General features: G+C 42.9%; 15 protein-coding genes and 1 tRNA gene. 8 read left to right on the top strand and 8 right to left on the bottom strand.

Features of this window, described 5'->3' with window-relative positions; all coding sequences use genetic code 11:
• Positions 1–93: 93 nt before the first annotated feature.
• The 6 genes from Q7U10_01815 (at position 94) to Q7U10_01790 (ending at position 6,064) form a co-directional block, all read left to right on the top strand.
• Positions 94–1,236, top strand: a complete 1,143-nt coding sequence (locus Q7U10_01815) for an ABC transporter permease (protein MDO8281356.1) — start codon at positions 94–96, stop codon at positions 1,234–1,236.
• Positions 1,237–1,360: 124 nt separating this feature from the next.
• On the top strand, positions 1,361–2,116 hold the full coding sequence (locus Q7U10_01810) for an ATP-binding cassette domain-containing protein (protein ID MDO8281355.1): 756 nt from the start codon (positions 1,361–1,363) through the stop codon (positions 2,114–2,116).
• Between the two features lie 16 nt (positions 2,117–2,132).
• Positions 2,133–3,113 (top strand): MlaD family protein, encoded by a 981-nt coding sequence (locus tag Q7U10_01805; GenBank protein MDO8281354.1) that lies wholly within the window; start codon positions 2,133–2,135, stop codon positions 3,111–3,113.
• Positions 3,114–3,117: 4 nt separating this feature from the next.
• Positions 3,118–3,738, top strand: a complete 621-nt coding sequence (locus Q7U10_01800; GenBank protein MDO8281353.1) for a PqiC family protein — start codon at positions 3,118–3,120, stop codon at positions 3,736–3,738.
• Positions 3,739–3,847: 109 nt separating this feature from the next.
• A tRNA-Leu gene (locus tag Q7U10_01795) sits at positions 3,848–3,934 on the top strand.
• 30 nt (positions 3,935–3,964) lie between these two features.
• Positions 3,965–6,064 (top strand): tetratricopeptide repeat protein, encoded by a 2,100-nt coding sequence (locus tag Q7U10_01790; GenBank protein MDO8281352.1) that lies wholly within the window; start codon positions 3,965–3,967, stop codon positions 6,062–6,064.
• 35 nt (positions 6,065–6,099) lie between these two features.
• On the opposite strand, the gene hpt is transcribed toward Q7U10_01790, so the two are convergent.
• Positions 6,100–6,621 (bottom strand): hypoxanthine phosphoribosyltransferase, encoded by a 522-nt coding sequence (hpt, locus tag Q7U10_01785; protein ID MDO8281351.1) that lies wholly within the window; start codon positions 6,619–6,621, stop codon positions 6,100–6,102.
• 137 nt (positions 6,622–6,758) lie between these two features.
• On the opposite strand from hpt, the gene mazG reads away from it, so the two are divergent.
• Positions 6,759–7,529, top strand: coding sequence for a nucleoside triphosphate pyrophosphohydrolase (mazG, locus tag Q7U10_01780; protein ID MDO8281350.1), 771 nt, complete (start codon positions 6,759–6,761; stop codon positions 7,527–7,529).
• Here the strand turns inward: mazG and lptD are convergent.
• From lptD to trpB, 5 genes are all read right to left on the bottom strand, one after another.
• Positions 7,517–9,556, bottom strand: coding sequence for an LPS assembly protein LptD (gene lptD / locus Q7U10_01775; GenBank protein MDO8281349.1), 2,040 nt, complete (start codon positions 9,554–9,556; stop codon positions 7,517–7,519). The genes mazG and lptD overlap by 13 nt on opposite strands.
• Positions 9,557–9,578: 22 nt before the next feature.
• A complete protein-coding gene (locus Q7U10_01770) occupies positions 9,579–10,919 on the bottom strand; it encodes a folylpolyglutamate synthase/dihydrofolate synthase family protein (GenBank protein ID MDO8281348.1) in 1,341 nt (446 codons plus the stop codon).
• A gap of 67 nt (positions 10,920–10,986) precedes the next feature.
• Positions 10,987–11,829 (bottom strand): acetyl-CoA carboxylase, carboxyltransferase subunit beta, encoded by an 843-nt coding sequence (gene accD, locus Q7U10_01765; GenBank protein MDO8281347.1) that lies wholly within the window; start codon positions 11,827–11,829, stop codon positions 10,987–10,989.
• 59 nt (positions 11,830–11,888) lie between these two features.
• Positions 11,889–12,659 carry a tryptophan synthase subunit alpha gene (trpA, locus tag Q7U10_01760; GenBank protein ID MDO8281346.1) on the bottom strand — a complete coding sequence of 257 codons (771 nt, stop codon included), beginning with the start codon at positions 12,657–12,659 and terminating at the stop codon, positions 11,889–11,891.
• Positions 12,660–12,663: 4 nt separating this feature from the next.
• Positions 12,664–13,866 carry a tryptophan synthase subunit beta gene (gene trpB / locus Q7U10_01755; GenBank protein ID MDO8281345.1) on the bottom strand — a complete coding sequence of 401 codons (1,203 nt, stop codon included), beginning with the start codon at positions 13,864–13,866 and terminating at the stop codon, positions 12,664–12,666.
• Positions 13,867–14,162: 296 nt separating this feature from the next.
• Between trpB and Q7U10_01750 the strand changes: the two genes are divergently transcribed.
• Entirely contained in the window at positions 14,163–14,786 is a 624-nt protein-coding gene (locus Q7U10_01750) for a class I SAM-dependent methyltransferase (GenBank protein ID MDO8281344.1), read from the top strand.
• Between the two features lie 54 nt (positions 14,787–14,840).
• On the opposite strand, the gene Q7U10_01745 is transcribed toward Q7U10_01750, so the two are convergent.
• Together Q7U10_01745 and Q7U10_01740 are read right to left on the bottom strand one after the other, a co-directional pair.
• Positions 14,841–15,539, bottom strand: a complete 699-nt coding sequence (locus Q7U10_01745; GenBank protein MDO8281343.1) for a glycosyltransferase family 2 protein — start codon at positions 15,537–15,539, stop codon at positions 14,841–14,843.
• Positions 15,540–15,661: 122 nt separating this feature from the next.
• Entirely contained in the window at positions 15,662–16,885 is a 1,224-nt protein-coding gene (locus Q7U10_01740) for a glycosyltransferase family 39 protein (GenBank protein MDO8281342.1), read from the bottom strand.
• Positions 16,886–16,982: the final 97 nt, after the last annotated feature.

Below are 16,982 nucleotides of genomic sequence, written 5' to 3'. Positions count from 1 at the left end.
GATGCCTTCGTAATTATCTGCAACTTTCTGCTACCATTTTAATACTGTAAGATGTAAACTTATCTGAAACATTAAAGGCAGACAGACAATATTATGGAAAGTGTTTCAGCACAATGCGGGATGAGCTTCAGCCGGAAGGACGGCGATACTCTGCTTGTTCATATCGCAGGTGATTGCAGGATCGGGAAGGCGCTGCCGTCTGCCGATGAGGTTCAGAAGCAGGTAGAAGCTGGTTCAGGGATCAAGAAGATAATCTTTGAATCAGAAGGCGTCACAGACTGGGACAGCGGGCTGCTTACTTTTATTATCAGGATCATTGACCGATGTTCAAAGAATAATATCCATGTTGATATAAACGGACTGCCTCAGGGGGTTCAGAGGCTGCTTGACCTTGCCTCTGCCGTTCCTGAGAAAAAAGGCGCGCGAAGGGAAGTTGTCGAATCTTCTTTTCTCACACAAATGGGCGAGGCGGCAATTGACCTTCGGGATTCATCAATCGGGATACTTGATTTCATAGGCGATGTCACCTCATCCTTTGGAAGATTACTGCTCGGCAGGGCGCGGTACCGGCGTTCTGAATTGTTTGTCATCATTCAGGATTGCGGCCCAAAGGCATTCTTCATAGTCTCGCTCATCAGCCTTCTTGTAGGCCTCATCCTCGCATTCATCGGCGCTATCCAGTTAAGGATGTTCGGCGCTCAGATATACATAGCAGACCTTGTGGGCATAGGCATGGTGCGCGTGATGGGAGCGATCATGACAGGCATTATCATGGCTGGCCGCACAGGCGCAGCGTTTGCCGCGCAGATCGGGACGATGCAGGTCAATGAAGAGATCGACGCGCTTGAGACCATGGGCATTTCACCTATCGAGTTTCTGGTTCTTCCGCGTATTATCGCACTGACCCTGATGATGCCGCTTCTCTGCCTTTACGCGGATCTCATGGGAATACTGGGCGGCATGATAGTCGGAGTAGGGATGATGGATCTTACTGTGATGGAATATGTTATGGAGACAAAGAAAGCTGTGAGCATGGACAACCTATGGATCGGTCTCTTTCACAGCGTTGTCTTTGGAGTGCTTGTCTCAATGTCAGGATGCCTGAGGGGGATGCAGTGCGGCAGAAGCGCTTCATCTGTAGGAGACGCAGGCACTTCAGCAGTTGTTACAGGAATTGTCAGTATAATAGTGGCAACTGCGGTAATAACTTTTGTCTGCCAGGTGATAGGGATATGACACTATTATTCCCCCTTAACAAAGGGGGATGCAGGGGGATGTTGAGATAAAACACACCCCTAACCCCTCTTTTTAGAGGGGAAGATTCCGGACAAGCCAACAGTAGGTGCTTTAAATTAGACAAATGGATCAATTGAAACCACATATAACAGTTGAGAACCTCACTATGGGATTCGGGGACTTTGTGGTGCAGAGGGACATCTCGTTCACGGTCAACAGGGGTGACATATTTGTCATCATGGGCGGCAGCGGATGCGGCAAGAGCACTCTGCTCCGTCATTTGATCGGGCTCCAGAGGCCGCAAGAAGGACGTGTGCTTTATGCAGGCGAAAGCTACTGGGACGCGGAGCCTGATGACAAGGAGCGTTTAAAAAGGCGCTTCGGCGTTTTGTTCCAGAGCGGAGCTCTCTGGAGTTCAATGACACTTGCAGAGAATGTGGCACTGCCGCTGGAAGAGTATACTGACCTGTCATCGGAGAAGATAAAAGAGATAGTTTCGCTTAAACTCTCTCTGGTCGGCTTATCAGGATTTGAAGAGTACTATCCTTCTGAATTAAGCGGAGGCATGAAGAAACGCGCAGGACTGGCGCGTGCCATGGCGCTTGACCCTGACATACTCTTTTTTGATGAGCCATCTTCAGGACTCGACCCTATAAGCGCAAGGCTTATGGATGATTTGATACTGGAACTCAGGGACAGTCTCGGCGCTACTTTTGTCATAGTGACCCATGAGCTTGCAAGCATCCTTGCGATAGGAAACAATTCCATCTTTCTCGATGCTGACGCAAGGACCATGATCGCAGGCGGAGATCCGAAGAGGCTGCTTGCCGAGTCAAAGAATCCTAAGGTACATAACTTTCTAACAAGAGGAAGGGAATAAATAATGGAGAAATCAAATGAGCAAACAGGCAAATAAAACTTTGATCGGCAGTTTTGTCGTGGGCGCGGTTGTTCTGGTAATCGCAGGTGTACTGATCTTCGGGTCAGGCAGGCTCTTTACCAAAATGGAGAAGCATGTGCTCTATTTTAAAGGCTCAGTAAAGGGTTTAAATATCGGATCTCCGGTCATGTTCAGGGGCGTCAAGATAGGTTCAGTGACTGATATCTTGTTGCAGTTTAATTCAGAAGACCTGTCAATGCGCATCCCTGTGATCATTGATATTGAACCTGAAAAGTTCATATCTCAGGATAATGTTCGGGAGATGGGGAAAGGATATATTGATCAGCTTATCACCAAAGGCCTCAGGGCTCAGCTTCAGATGCAGAGCATGGTGACAGGCCAGCTTATGATAAACCTTGATTTTTATCCTGATAAGCCAGCAACGCTGGCGGGGATAAAGGGCGAGTATCCTGAGATCCCGACCATCTCTTCAGACCTTGAAGCGCTGACAGAAAAATTGGGCAGCCTCCCGATCGAAGAGATGTTCAGTAAAATGGTAAAAGCCATAGAGGGGATAGAGAAGATCGTGAACTCCCCGGAACTGATCGGGAGCGTCGGCTCATTTGATCAGGCGCTGAAGGATATCCATTCGCTGCTGGCAAATATAGACAAACAGTTTACCCCTCTTGCAAACAGCGTCATCAATACTTCCATAGCGGCTCAATCCGCGCTTGGGCAGTTTGAAAAGACTATCAAGATGGAAGAGGGCGCGCCTGCTGACCTGGCTGCTGAAATTAAAGATACACTGGCAACAACACGGGATGCGATGGAGGCGGTCAAGAGTATTACAGCAAAAGATTCAGAATCTGTCTATGAACTGAATAACGCGCTTAAAGAGCTTTCAGCTGCGGCGCGTTCGATACGTTTCATGGCTGATTATATTGAGCAGCATCCCGAGGCGCTGATAAGAGGCAAACGGGATTCCGAAGGAGAATAAGACTATGAACTCTTTATTTCACAGGTCAGCGGTATTATGTTTTATTGTATTAATTACGCTTGTAACCGGATGCGCTGTTACAAAAGAATCAAGATTTTATACTTTAAATTCAATAAGTAGCCAGGCTGTTGTTCAACGATCCGTTGAGACGCATGAAAGGGTTTTAATAGCTCTTGGCCCGGTTGAAATACCTGACGTACTCGACAGGCCGCAGATAGTCTTTTATTCAGGCAGCAATCAACTTGTATATTCCGAATTTGACCGCTGGGCCGGATCTCTGAAGGATGATATTTCCCATGTTATTACAGCAGATATTTCAGAGCTTCTTGTATCAGATGGGGTTACACTTGTTTCGTGGCGTCAGCCTGTTCCTGCAAAATACCGTATTGATCTCCGAATCACTAAATTCGGCAAGATCTCAGAGAATGAGGTTGCGCTGTCAGCGCGGTGGACCATATCTGACGGAAAGGATAAAAAAGTGGTTCATGTAAGTGAATCAAAAATTAATGAATCTATAGAGGGGCAGGGCCATGCTGCCGTTGTAACGGCAATGAGCCGGTCGCTTCAAAGTTTAAGCCGGGAGATAGCTGATGTGATTCGTAAGATTTCTGCTGAGCAATTGTAATCTCAGGAAGTATCCAATCTTTTTTCATGCAGTAATCGTGTATAATAAAATTCCATTTTAAGGTTGTTTTTAGTTTGGCAGTTATTTTTTATGCAGTAATTAATGTGTCGCCGGAGTGGCGGAATTGGTAGACGCAAGGGACTTAAAATCCCTCGGTCTTTTGGCTGTGCCGGTTCGAGTCCGGCCTTCGGCACCATTTTTTGTTTCTGTTTTTTCTATCAGCCTTATGTCTAAATCAAGAAAAGATAACAAACCCTGCCAAACAGAAATATCTCACTCTTATTCTCTTCGGGAAAAAGTAATCATCTTATCTGTTGCATGTGCGATAGCACTGACCGCGTTCATTGTATTTATTCCTGCGTTAAAAGGTGAGTTTCTGATATGGGACGATAACCTGCTTGTAGCTGAAAACAGGAATATACAGTCGATTGATACTGACTTTTTTAAGTGGGCCTTCACAGATGTTGCCATTGCTGCATGGTACCCTGTCACGGTAACATCGCTTGCAATTGATTATTTCTTTTGGGGGAAAGACCCTTTTGGATATCACCTGACAAATAATATCTTTCACGGGCTGAACACATTTCTTGTCTTTGTGCTTGTTTTCTTTCTGGTTAAGCTTGGGAGGTCAAAAGATGAGAAAGGGATAACGATGCCTCTTGTTGCGGCATCGGTCACTGCTATGCTATTCGGCCTGCATCCTCTGCGTGTTGAGTCAGTGGCATGGACTGCAGAGAGGAAGGATGTTCTCTACTCGTTTTTTTACATTCTGAGTATCCTAAGCTACTTGAAGTATTGTTCTGTAACTGTTTGTAATAAAAGGTATTATGCCGGTTCAATAGTTTTCTTTGCTATGTCTCTCATGAGTAAGTCAATGGCTGTGACCCTGCCTTTGGTTCTTATTATTCTTGACTATTATCCCCTTGGCAGACTGCTGCCTGATAAGGGATGGGGTGAAGTAAAGAAGACGGTCATTGAAAAGATCCCATTCATCTGCATGAGCCTATTTGTTTCGGCAGTGGCCTTATATACACATAATGAAAAAGGGGCAGTGATGGGCATGGAAACGCATCCGGTTTACATGCGTTTCTTTGTTGCCATGAAAGGGTATATCTTTTATCTTTACAAGATGGTCATCCCGTCCGGCCTTGCCCCTTACTATCCTTATCCCAGAGAAATAACAATTCCCTCTTTTGAATATATGGGCGCTACTGCTCTTTTTATAATTATAACCATGCTGAGTCTTTATCTTTTAAGGAAGAAGAGGCTGGTTCCTGCTCTCTGGTTTTACTATGTTGTTACGCTGCTTCCCGTTATCGGCATAGCGCAGACCGGAAGTTTTTCCGCAGCCAACAGGTATACATATCTTCCATCTCTTGGCCCTCTGATCTTAGTCGGTATTGCTGCAGGCGATCTTTTCATAAGGACATATTCCAGCAGCCTGAGGATTATGTATGTACTTTTATTAGGCATCATTACCGGTGTGCTGATAAATATCACTTTAATCAATATTCCTGTATGGAAGGATACGGTATCCCTCTGGTCATACCAGATAAAACTTTTCCCTGACAGGGTGCCTATCGCTTACCTGAACCGAGGGGTTGTCTATTGGGAGAGGAAAGAGTTCGTGAAAGCTATAGATGACTACAGCAAGGCGATCGAGATCGACCCGCGCCATGCAAAGGCATACAGCAACCGCGGCAGCGCTTATGAGAGCATGGACAAGCTTGATCTTGCCGTTAAAGATTTCACAAAGGCGGTGGAGGTAGATCCAGGATTGTCAGGTGTGTACAGCAACCGTGGAAATGTCTTCATGAAGATGAAGAGATATGATGATGCCGTCAGGGACTATGACAAGGCTATAGATATAGACCCGGAGTACGCAAAGGCATACAGCAACCGTGGAGTTGTATACAGCAATATGGGCAAGTTTGACCTTGCTGTCCAGGACTATACCAAGGCCATAGAGCTCGACCGGTGGAGCGGCAAGGCATACAACAACAGGGGTTTTGCCTATGAAAGCATGGGAAGATACAAAGAAGCTTTAGACGACTATTCCAAGTCTATAGAGCTTGAACCTGATTACATAAGGGTATACAACAATCGCGGAAATACATACAGGAAGACCGGTGATTTTCAAAAGGCGGTCAGTGATTATGAAACTGCACTTGCAAAGGACCCGAAAAACTCGACAGCTTATTTTTACCTCGGGCTCTGCTATAAGGACATGGGAGACGGGAAAAAGGCTTTAGCAAGCTTTAGGAGATCGGCAGAACTCGGCAACAAAAATGCTGTAAACTATTTAAAAAATATAACGCCTGAATAGGACTCGGAGATATAGTAGTATTCTGTCTTAAATCCTTAACCCCGCTTCTTCAGTATTGCAATATAAGGAAGGTTCCTGAATTTATTCTCGTAATCAAGCCCGTAACCAACCAGATATTTGTCCGGTATCTCGAAGCCTGTATAGTCAATTCCTGCGTCAACTTTTCTCCGCTCTTTCTTGTCAAGCAGGCAGCATATCTTAAGTGAGGCAGGTTTTTTTGCAAGGAGCTTCTTCTTGAGATAATTAATTGTGATCCCTGTATCAATAATGTCCTCTATGAGGAGAACATGTCTGCCGCGTATGTCTTCTCTGATATCGGTATGGATCTTTATCTTGCCGGTGCTCTCTGTCTTGCTGTAGCTGGAGACGTTGAGGAAGTCGATATCTGTGGGGACCTGGATTAATTTTACAAGATCTGAGAAGAATATAAATGCGCCTTTAAGAACCCCGATCGATATGATCTCCTTGCCCTTGTAATCAGTTGATATTTCCTTGGCAAGCTCTTTGACCCTATCCTGTATCTGCAGTACCGTGAGAAGCGGTTTGCCTACTACCATTTTATCCTCCATTTGATCTGGTTGAATGTTTTTATACTATACTATTTTTTCGTTCCATATTCCAGCGCCATAACCGATCTGTTTGTATCTTATTAAGTTGAAAACATATAATATGCAATTCAATATTTAGGATCAAAATGAAACTTGAAGAATTAATAAAGGTGGTTGACAGGCTCAGGGGGCCGGATGGATGCCCATGGGACAAGGAGCAGACAAGGGACAGCCTGAGGCCTTATCTTATTGAAGAGCTTTACGAGCTTCTTGATGCTTTTGATGAAAATGACTCTGATCATATTAAAGAGGAACTGGGGGACCTTCTCCTTCAGATAGCCCTCCACTCTCAGATCGCAAAGGAGGAGGGGCTGTTTGAAATAGATGATGTAATTGAGGGGATCGTCAGCAAGATGGTCAGGAGGCATCCTCATGTCTTCGGGGATAAGGATTTCAAGACATCTGCTGATGTATCAAAATGGTGGGAGGAGCACAAGAGATCAGAAAAGAAGAAGGTAAGATCTATTTTAGACGGAGTGCCGAAGACGCTTCCGTCTCTTTTGAGGGCGCAGGAGCTGCAGGCCAAGGCGTCCGGCGTCGGGTTTGACTGGGATAATATAGAGGATGTTTTTAAAAAACTTGATGAAGAGGTCGGCGAGTTCAAGCGGGCGCTTTTAAAGAAAGATTACAGCAATGTCGAAGATGAGCTTGGTGATATATTTTTTGTTCTTGTCAGCATATCAAACTTTGTCAAAGTAAATCCTGAGGATGCCCTGCGGAAGACCATAAGTAAATTTATTGCGCGGTTTGAGCATATCGAGAGAATTGCTGCTGAGCGGGGCATGGAGGTTTCAGATATGAAGCTTTCTGAGATGGAGGCGTGCTGGAACGAAGCAAAGGGCCATCATCCTAACTGAACTGTGCCAAGTCCGGTAAACTCGATGCCGAACATGATCTGGTATTCAAGAGGTTTTTTTGTATAAGAAGCGGTAAATCCCCAGCATTGGCGTTTATATGTAGTCTTTAGATTCAGCTCCTGTATTCCCCCGCCCTTAAGGTCGTACCACAGCTTGCCGTACATCTCTACAGGAAGGCTTTTATTGTAAACTTTTATCGGATGGTAAAGGCCTGCTTCAATCGAGTACTGGTCAAGAAGCGTAGAGCGCCGGAAGTTTTTCCCCAGGCTTATAAAGCCGGTTTCGCTCTTTAGATTAACAGATGCGATAGTATCTGTTATCCTCATGTCATATGTATCATATGATGCGTTTATTTTAAAGCTCAATCTGTCGCTTGAAAATGCGCCTTCCACGACTACAGGGGTAAACGGCCTGTCGGTGCTAAGCAGGCTGTAGCTTTGTGACAGCCTGAATCTTGATTCAAGCCTTTTTTGGGCAACAGAGCTGGCAAGCCTATTTGTGAGTGAGTAGGTTATGCTGCTTGTCTGAGGGATATGATCTGTTGAGTCAAATGTTGTTATATCGTCCTGTTCAACATCAGGGATGTATGTATACTCAATTGAAGGCTCAACAATTTGATTGAATGATTTGAATTTCTTTAGTAAACTTGTTGACAATGAAGTACTCAGGTCAAATAGCAGCCTGTTCCTGTTCTTGTTCGGGGATGTTAAAAAATAGGCTGTTTCACGTAACCCTATTTTCTGGGTAACATTAACTATCCTTCCAAAGCTCAAAAATAAATTCGGATTCAGATCGATCCTCTGTCCGATCTGTCCCTGATCTCTCCAGAAATTTGCACCTTTAAGTGCGACATTGAAAGAGGCTGGCCCATAGGTAACTGTATTCATTATGATGCCTATTTCCGGTAGATTTTGAGGTATTGTACCCGAGCTTCCCTCAAGGTTTTGTCTGTACTGGCTTAGGAGATACACCCTTCCGTTATAGAAAGGTTTTGAAAAATGCAGGTTTGATTCAAGATATTTTTGCCGCCTCTCGTTAGCCAGGAAGCCGAAAAAAGCCGGTTCCTTTGATGATAGCCCGAACCTGTCAGGAGTGGTTGACTCAAGGATATTGTAATAATCAAAATCATTTACCGCGTGAATTTTCAGGTAGCTGGATATGTTAAATGGGAGCTTACGGTTATGGTAGGTCTTGATCTCAGTCAATTCTTTTGATAGGTCATTGTCCCTCAGGTTGTACAGCCATACTTCTCCAAGAGACTCAGGGTTTGATATATACCTGTAATCAAGACCTTTGCCAAGCCCTTTATTGCTATAGTAATCAAGGTAGATGGTTGCATCCATGTTGTCACGTATGGCCCAGAAAAACCCCTGTTTGTAAGTGAATCCTTTAGTATTTGTATATCCGATAGTCGGGTTCAATAAACCTGTCTCTCGCTTGCCCAATAAAGGGACGGTGAAATACGGTGTATATAGAACAGGAATGTTTCTTATATAGAATTTCGCATTTTTGAGGGTCAGTCTTTCGTGCTCAACCGCTATGATGTCTTCAGCAGAGATATGCCATTCAGGAGGGTTTGCATCACATGTTGTAACAGTGGCTCGATCCATCTTATAACTTTCATCCCCTGTCTTTGTCAGGTCCCCGCCTCTGATGTGGTAATTTTTCTTTTTATATAATATGTAGCTTTTATAAATTGTGCCCAGTTTATTTTCAAGGTTCAACTCCAGCTTATCAGCATTAATAATAGTTTCACTGCTTTCATAAATAATATTGCCTGTCGCAACGGCATCAGATGTGGAATTGTTCAGGCGCACTTCGTCGGCTTTCAGGCTTTGGTCTTTATACAGTATGCTGACATTTCCTTTCCCGATATATGTATTCTCTCTGGATATATACTCCAGGGAGTCGGAAGATATATTTAAAGATTCCTCTGCTGATGCAGAAATAAGGAGTGAGAAATAAAAAAGAATAAATAAAAGTATATATCTGAGATTAACGGTTGTCCGGGAGCTTTTAATTTCCAATTTCATATTTCTCATTTTCTGTTTATTCCCTTAGCCCGGACAGTATGCCTTTATTTCCCAACAGCTCTTTGACCTTGCCTGTCGTATAAAATGAACCTGTTACACATATGATGCTATCTTCAAGCCACATCTTCTTTGCTGTTTCCAAAGCTTCGCTGACTGAGTCTGTCAGTGTTACTGAAACATGCCTGTTGGCAATATTGTTCATAATCAAACTGGTTACTTTATTATTGATCTCTTCAGGAGATGCGGCTCTTTCTCCTTCAGGCCTTGTCAGAATGATAGAGTCGGATATCTCTAAGATCGGTTTTAATATTCCGGCTATGTCTTTATCTTTCATTATACCTATTATTATCGTGATCTTCTTATCTGGGAACAGTTCTTTCAATGAGCTGGATAATCTTCTGGATGCTTCAGGATTATGCGCACTGTCGAGAATTATGAAAGGTGCCTCAGATACAACTTCAAGCCTTCCTTCAATATCGATCGCTGTAAGGCTTGTTCTTACGGAGGTATCGTCAATATCTTCTCCGCTGTTATTAAGTATCTCCACAGCTCTTATCGCAAGAGATGCGTTAACTGTCTGGTAGCTGCCGGACAGATTTAAAGATATATTTTTCAGAGTCCTGTAGCCTTTGTAATCAAAGAACTGCCTGTTGAGATCTGCCGACACTGGAGAACTTGTAAAGTCTTTGCCGTAAATATGAATAGCGGAATTATTCATCTCAGCTGTATCTGACAACTTCATTATAGCCTCAGGCTGCCTGGCCCCTGTTATCACAGGCACCCCCTGTTTAATGATGCCTGCTTTTTCATGACTTATGGCTGAAATGGAATCTCCAAGATATTCTGCATGGTCAATGTCTATGTTTGTTATGATGCTGAGCTCCGGATGGATTATATTTGTTGCGTCAAACCTGCCGCCCATTCCTGTTTCTATAACAGCCCAGTCAACCTTATGTAATGAAAAATAGCAAAACGCAAGCGCGGTGACAACTTCAAAAAATGTCGGGTTCAGGTCTGTACCGGCAAAGGACTCTCTTATTTTATGAGTGAGCGAGACCACATCGGATTCTGATATCGGGATGCCGTTAACCCTGATACGCTCGGTAAAACTTTTGAGGTGAGGCGAGGTAAACATTCCGACTTTCCAGCCGCTGGTTCTGAGAATGGAGGCGATCATGGTTGTTGTTGACCCTTTTCCATTTGTCCCGGCGATGTGGATGGAGCGGAAGGAGTTTTGAGGTTTCTCAAGTATGTCGGTTAATCTCTCGATATTTGAGAGCCCGAGCTTTACCCCGTGCTTCTGCAGGTCATAAAGGTAATTTACGGTCTTACTGTATATTTCAGGGTCAGTTAACATATTAAAAGGCAAAAGTTAATATATAAAATGATATCAGCAGGGAACCAAACCAGTGTCAGCTCTTGTCTCAGGCTGTTAAAGAGAGAATAGTGCTTATGGTTTTTTTCAGGTCTTTTCTCGGCACTATAATGTCGATCATTCCATGCGCGAGCAGAAACTCCGCAGTCTGGAAATTATCAGGCAGCTGCTGGTTGATTGTCTGTTCAATGACCCTTTTACCGGCAAATCCGATAAGGCTTTTAGGTTCAGCGATTATTATATCGCCCAGCATCGCAAAACTGGCTGAAACTCCTCCAAAGGTGGGGTCGGCCAGTATCGAGATATAAGGCATCCCGACCTGTTTGAATTTTGCAATAGCTCCTGATGTCTTGGCCATCTGCATAAGGGAGATTATCCCTTCCTGCATCCTTGCCCCTCCGGAAGAAGCAACTGACATGAAAGGAAGCCCTTCTTTTTCTGCTTTTTCAACAGCCCTGACAAATTTTTCTCCAACCACAGAGCCCATGCTTCCGCCAAAGAATGCAAAATCAAGAACAATTATAACTACAGGCTGCCCGTCAATTTTTGCGCTGCCGGATATAGCGGCCTCCTTAACATTGGAACTGTTCCGGACCGCCTTTAGTTTATCTTTATAAGACACCTGCTCGTTACCCTCAGGGTTGAATTCAAGGGGGTCATTGGAAGAGAGGTTACTGTCTATCTCGATGAAACTGCCCTCATCTACAAAAAGCGAAATGCGTTCTTTTGCAGATATCCTGAAGTGATAATTGCATTTTGGACAGACCTTGAGGTTGCGGTCTACCTCTTTCCTGTAGATGATCTCTTTGCAGGAGTTGCATTTTACCCATAGCCCTTCAGGCACTTTTACCTTTTTGTCGGCCGCCGCTTTATCTTTCTTGAACCACGCCATATTGAAATATTTGAATGCTTAATGCTGATAGTAAAAGTTAAGGTTAATAATATTAAAACCTATATCGCTTTTCTTAATATTCTGACAAAACTACTGATATCTTTGCCTTCAGATATCAGTTTGACTATTGCGCTTCCTACGATCACACCGTCAGCAAGTAAGGACATTGACGCCGCTTCTTCAGGGGTTGATATCCCAAACCCTACTGCAACAGGTTTTTTAGTGGCTTTCTTTATTGAGCGTAATGTCTGCTTCATTTTCGGGCCTGCTGAAAGCTTTGAGCCTGTAATGCCGGTGATAGAGACATAATAAATAAAACCGGTTGAGGCGTTAGCAATTTTCTTTATTCTATCCGGAGTGCTTGTAGGCGCAAGCAGAAATATGGTATCAAGCTTATATTTGCGTGACTCTTTTATATACTCGTCAGCTTCATCAGGGATGAGGTCAGGCACTATCACGCCATCGACCCCGGCTTTAACAGCAGCTTTCACAAAGCTGCTGACCCCAAATTTAAATACAGGGTTGTAATAAGTCATAAGAATGATAGGGATGTCTGTGCTTTTTCTTATCTCACTGACAAGTTTTAAGACTTTTCTTAAGGTGACTTTATGTTTAATTGCTCTTTCTGCAGCCCTCTGTATAGTAGGCCCGTCTGCAAGCGGGTCGCTGAAAGGAACGCCGAGTTCAATTATATCCGCACCTGCCTGCTCGAGTACAGAAATATATTTTTTTGTTGCCGAAAGTGTCGGGTCTCCAGCCATTATATAAGGGATGAGAGCTTTTCTCCCGGATGTTTTTAACTTGTCAAATACCTGTGAAATATTGCTCATATTATTAAAGTGTTATCCCTTTGATCTTTGCGACCTGCTCGACATCTTTATCGCCTCTGCCTGAAAGATTTACTATTATGACAGAGTTTTTAGGCATTGTTGAAGCCACTTTTACAGCTTCTGCAACAGCATGCGCAGATTCAAGGGCAGGGATGATCCCCTCTGTGTTGCTGAGAAGTTCAAATGCATTAAGCGCTTCTTTGTCGGTTGCGTATGTGTATTCTATCTTTTCTAAATCCCTTAGATAACAGTGTTCAGGGCCAACAGAGGCATAGTCAAGCCCTGCGGATACTGAGTGTGTCCCGAGGACATTGCCGTCCTTGTCCTGCAGTAAATAACTTTTGCAGCCCTGGAAGACGCCGATAGAACCTCCTGCAAAGCGTGCAGCGTGCTTTCCGCTTCTTATGCCGTGCCCTCCTGCTTCAACACCTATCATTCTGATCTTGTCTTTTAAAAAGGCGTAGAAAAGCCCGATGGAGTTGCTTCCTCCGCCGACGCATGCTATAAGGCAGTTAGGAAGTTTTCCTTCTGCTTTAAGTATCTGTTTTCTGGCTTCTTTGCCGATCACAGACTGAAAATCCCTTACCATCATAGGATAAGGGTGCGGCCCGAATGCGGTGCCGAGCACATAGTGAGTGTTTTCTACATTTGCCGTCCAGTCTCTTAGCGCTTCATTTATCGCATCCTTGAGTGTTTTTGATCCTATGGGAACCCCTGTTACTTTAGCTCCCAGAAGACGCATCCTGAAGACATTAAGCGACTGTCTCTTCATGTCATCGGTTCCCATATAAACTTCACATTCAAGCCCTGCAAGGGCAGCCCCGGTCGCAGTAGCAACGCCGTGCTGTCCCGCACCTGTCTCAGCTATGATCCTTGTCTTCCCCATTTTCTTTGCAAGGAGAGACTGCGCAATGGCATTGTTTATCTTGTGGGCTCCTGTATGGCAAAGGTCTTCTCTTTTTAAGTAAATCTTTGCCCCGCAAACTAGTTTTGTAAGGTTTTTTGCGAGATAGAGGGGAGTAGGCCTTCCTATATAGTCTTTTTGGAGCAAGACAAGCTCTGCAAGGAAGTTTTTATCCTTTTTGTACTTATTGTAGGCCTTATCAAGCTCTATCAGAGCAGGCATCAGCGTTTCAGGAACGAATCTGCCGCCGTATTGACCGAAATGGCCTTTGTTGTCCGGGATCTTTTTATCTGTTTTTTTCATTTCAACTTAATAATTGTTACATATTATACATCAGGATAACTTTGTATTGTATCACAGTGTATGAAATTCCAATAGGATATATCTGATAGTCTTACACCGCTACCAAATGAAAAATAAAATGATATTGTCATTAGTTATATTGCAGCTTTTTAATGTCTCGATCCTGTAACTGAAAGAAGAGACTGCAGGCTTGGGCTGCAGCAGTAAATTTTGGTCTTAATGTATTATGTTAAAATAATAAACTTAATCGCTCATTATCTTTTAATTTGCTGACTTTCTAAGTAACATACTTAACTATGAAAACTGATAATTTTCCCCAACCTGTAGTGACCAGAGGCTATGGTTTTTTAGAGAGGTTCCTTGCTAAAAAAAGAGCCGATATGGCTGATAATCTTATTCCGGACTCTCATCGGAAAGGACGCATTCTTGATATAGGTTGCGGTTCGTATCCTCTTGCTCTATTGCATATTGATTTTAATGAAAAGTTTGGTCTGGATAAAGTAGTCGGGGAGAAAAATCCGGGTTACTTTCAGATAAAAGGGATCAATATAAAAAATCTTGATCTTGAGATGCAAGAGTCAATCCCATTTGATAACGATTATTTTGATGTTGTAATCATGCTAGCAGTTTTTGAGCATATAGAGACTGATAGGTTAGAGACCATTCTAAATGAGGTTTATCGTATTCTAAAGCCAGGGGGGGTCTATATAATGACGACCCCGGCGATATGGACAGATAAACTATTGAGGATTATGGCCAGACTAAGACTGGTCAGTCCGGTTGAGATCGAGGAGCATAAGTGCGCTTACAGTCCCTCAAGCGTTAATGAGATATTACAAAGGACAAATTTCAAAGATGGGAATATAAATTTCGGATATTTTGAGATGTTTATGAACATTTATACTGTTGCCATAAAATAGTACGCGTTCAATCGAAAAAGGTCAGCAGGTAAAACGTGATCATCAAAGTTGAATTTATTTGGATCTCAATATTCCGTATTTGAGAATAACATATATTGCGCGCAACCCATCTTTCCAGGTTATTTTCTTGCCTTCGGAATATGTCCTGCCAAAATATGAGATGCCTACCTCATAGATTCTGCAATGTAGCCTGCTTATCTTGGCTGTAATTTCCGGCTCGAAACCGAACCTGTTCTCTCTCAATTCTATCCTCTCCAGTATCTCTTTTTTGAAAACCTTATAACAGACCTCCATATCTGTCAGGTTGAGGTTTGTAAGCATATTTGAAAGAAGTGTTAAAAAATGATTGCCTACCAGGTGCCAGAAAAAAAGGACGCGATGTGTCTCTCCACCTCTAAAACGGGAGCCGTAAACTACATCAGCATCATTATTTATTATTGGCTCAATAAGTTTCGGGTAGTTATTCGGGTCATATTCAAGGTCAGCGTCCTGAATAAGTATTATGTCTCCGGTTGCTGCCTTGAATCCGGTCCTCAGAGCAGCCCCTTTCCCAAAATTTTTAGCATGGAAAATGACCTTTATATCTTTTTCATTTTCAAGAGATTGAAGATACTCCCTTGTCCCATCAGTTGAAAAATCATCAACTATTACTAGCTCTCTTTGAATGGTCAGTTCAACGTCCAGAACCTTTCTTATAATAGTGCGGATAGTCTTGATCTCGTTAAAGCACGGCATGATTATGGACAGTTTCATTTTTATATTTTCCTCAAATAAATTTCAATAGTAGGATTAATGTAGAAAGATTAACAGAAGCGATGACCGGTACGCAATAAAAAAAGTTCATTAGTAGTTATTATAGTATGTCATTGATAGTCTCAACTGCGTGAGTCAATGATGTTATTGATAAACATAGCGACAACCGCGATCAAAATGAGGTCAAACCCGAGCCTGAATCTGATCCGTGTCATAAGTATTGCCAGAAAGAAAGCATTTGATAGATAAAGCGTTATAAGAAGAGTTTCAAACTCAGATGGCCTAAATCGTTTAATGTAAAACAGACGTAGTAAGAAGAATATCAAAAGCGGGCCATATGTTATGAGCATCAGAATATCTTTAAATGATTTTGCAAAAGTTCCTATTTCGCTGGTGCTTTTACTTTGAAAATTAAAATAATTGAGCACTTTGAAACAATATAGTTTAAATGTCTTAATCTTGTTATCCTTGATATATTCAATTGCCTTTGTTCTGTAGTGATTATCGATCTCTATTTCATTTAAGTTCGCAAACTCTTCTGATGGAATCAGATAATCGACTCTTGACTCAGGGTTTGCAGAGGCACCTTCAAAATTTCCGTGATATAATGCTCTACCGCCGTGGGTGGAAACAAACACAAAGGAGTCAAAAGCAATATAATTTCTGATAGACCACAGGGATATGATCAGCAAGAATGAGAGAAAGATGGCGGAAAGTGCCTTGGTTCTTCCCTGTTTTTTTGTGATGATAAGCCACAGGAAGATCACGGCAAGGGAAAAAATATAGTATGGGACGGTGTGCAAAAGTAGGCCGCAAAAAAGACCTGTTATCAGGAAATACATTAGAGAATTGGCTTTTTCACTGGATATCAGTAAGAGGATAAGGAGAAACAAAAAGAAACCTAGCGGCTCTGTCATGAGTATGCCCGAGCCATAAAAGAGTACGGGATAACATATTACAAGGACCGCGCTAAGTAGCCCGGCAAAAGCCGACGAGTGATTTTTAACGATGAGATATAACAGGAAGATAGAAGCACTGAAAGCCAGAAAATTAATGAGTCTGAGCGAGGTTATTCCGCCGCCTATGAAAAGAATGATTGAAAGCAGGAAGGGGTAAACTGGGGGGCGAAAAGCGCTCGGGTTTACCCCGTCGAGTGTGTATTTATGTTTCAGGACGAGATTTTCTGCAAGTGTATGGTATTCAAGTTCGTCCTGAAAGCGGATATTGTCACCGAGATAAACTGAGTATATCACCCCGGCAATAAACACCATGAGAGCAAGTATCAATACAATACGCTGTTCCCGGGAATCGACTAATGAGCGGATTTTATTGATAGTTTCTTTCACTTTTACAAGAACTATAATTTATAAAAAAGTTATCATATTATAGCATCAGCCCAGTAAAAAAACATATTTGGGCATTGGAATTATTGGATATATTAAA

This window comes from Thermodesulfovibrionia bacterium (assembly GCA_030646035.1).
Lineage (GTDB): Bacteria > Nitrospirota > Thermodesulfovibrionia > UBA6902 > UBA6902 > JACQZG01.
This window is presented reverse-complemented; position numbering and strand designations above follow the sequence as displayed.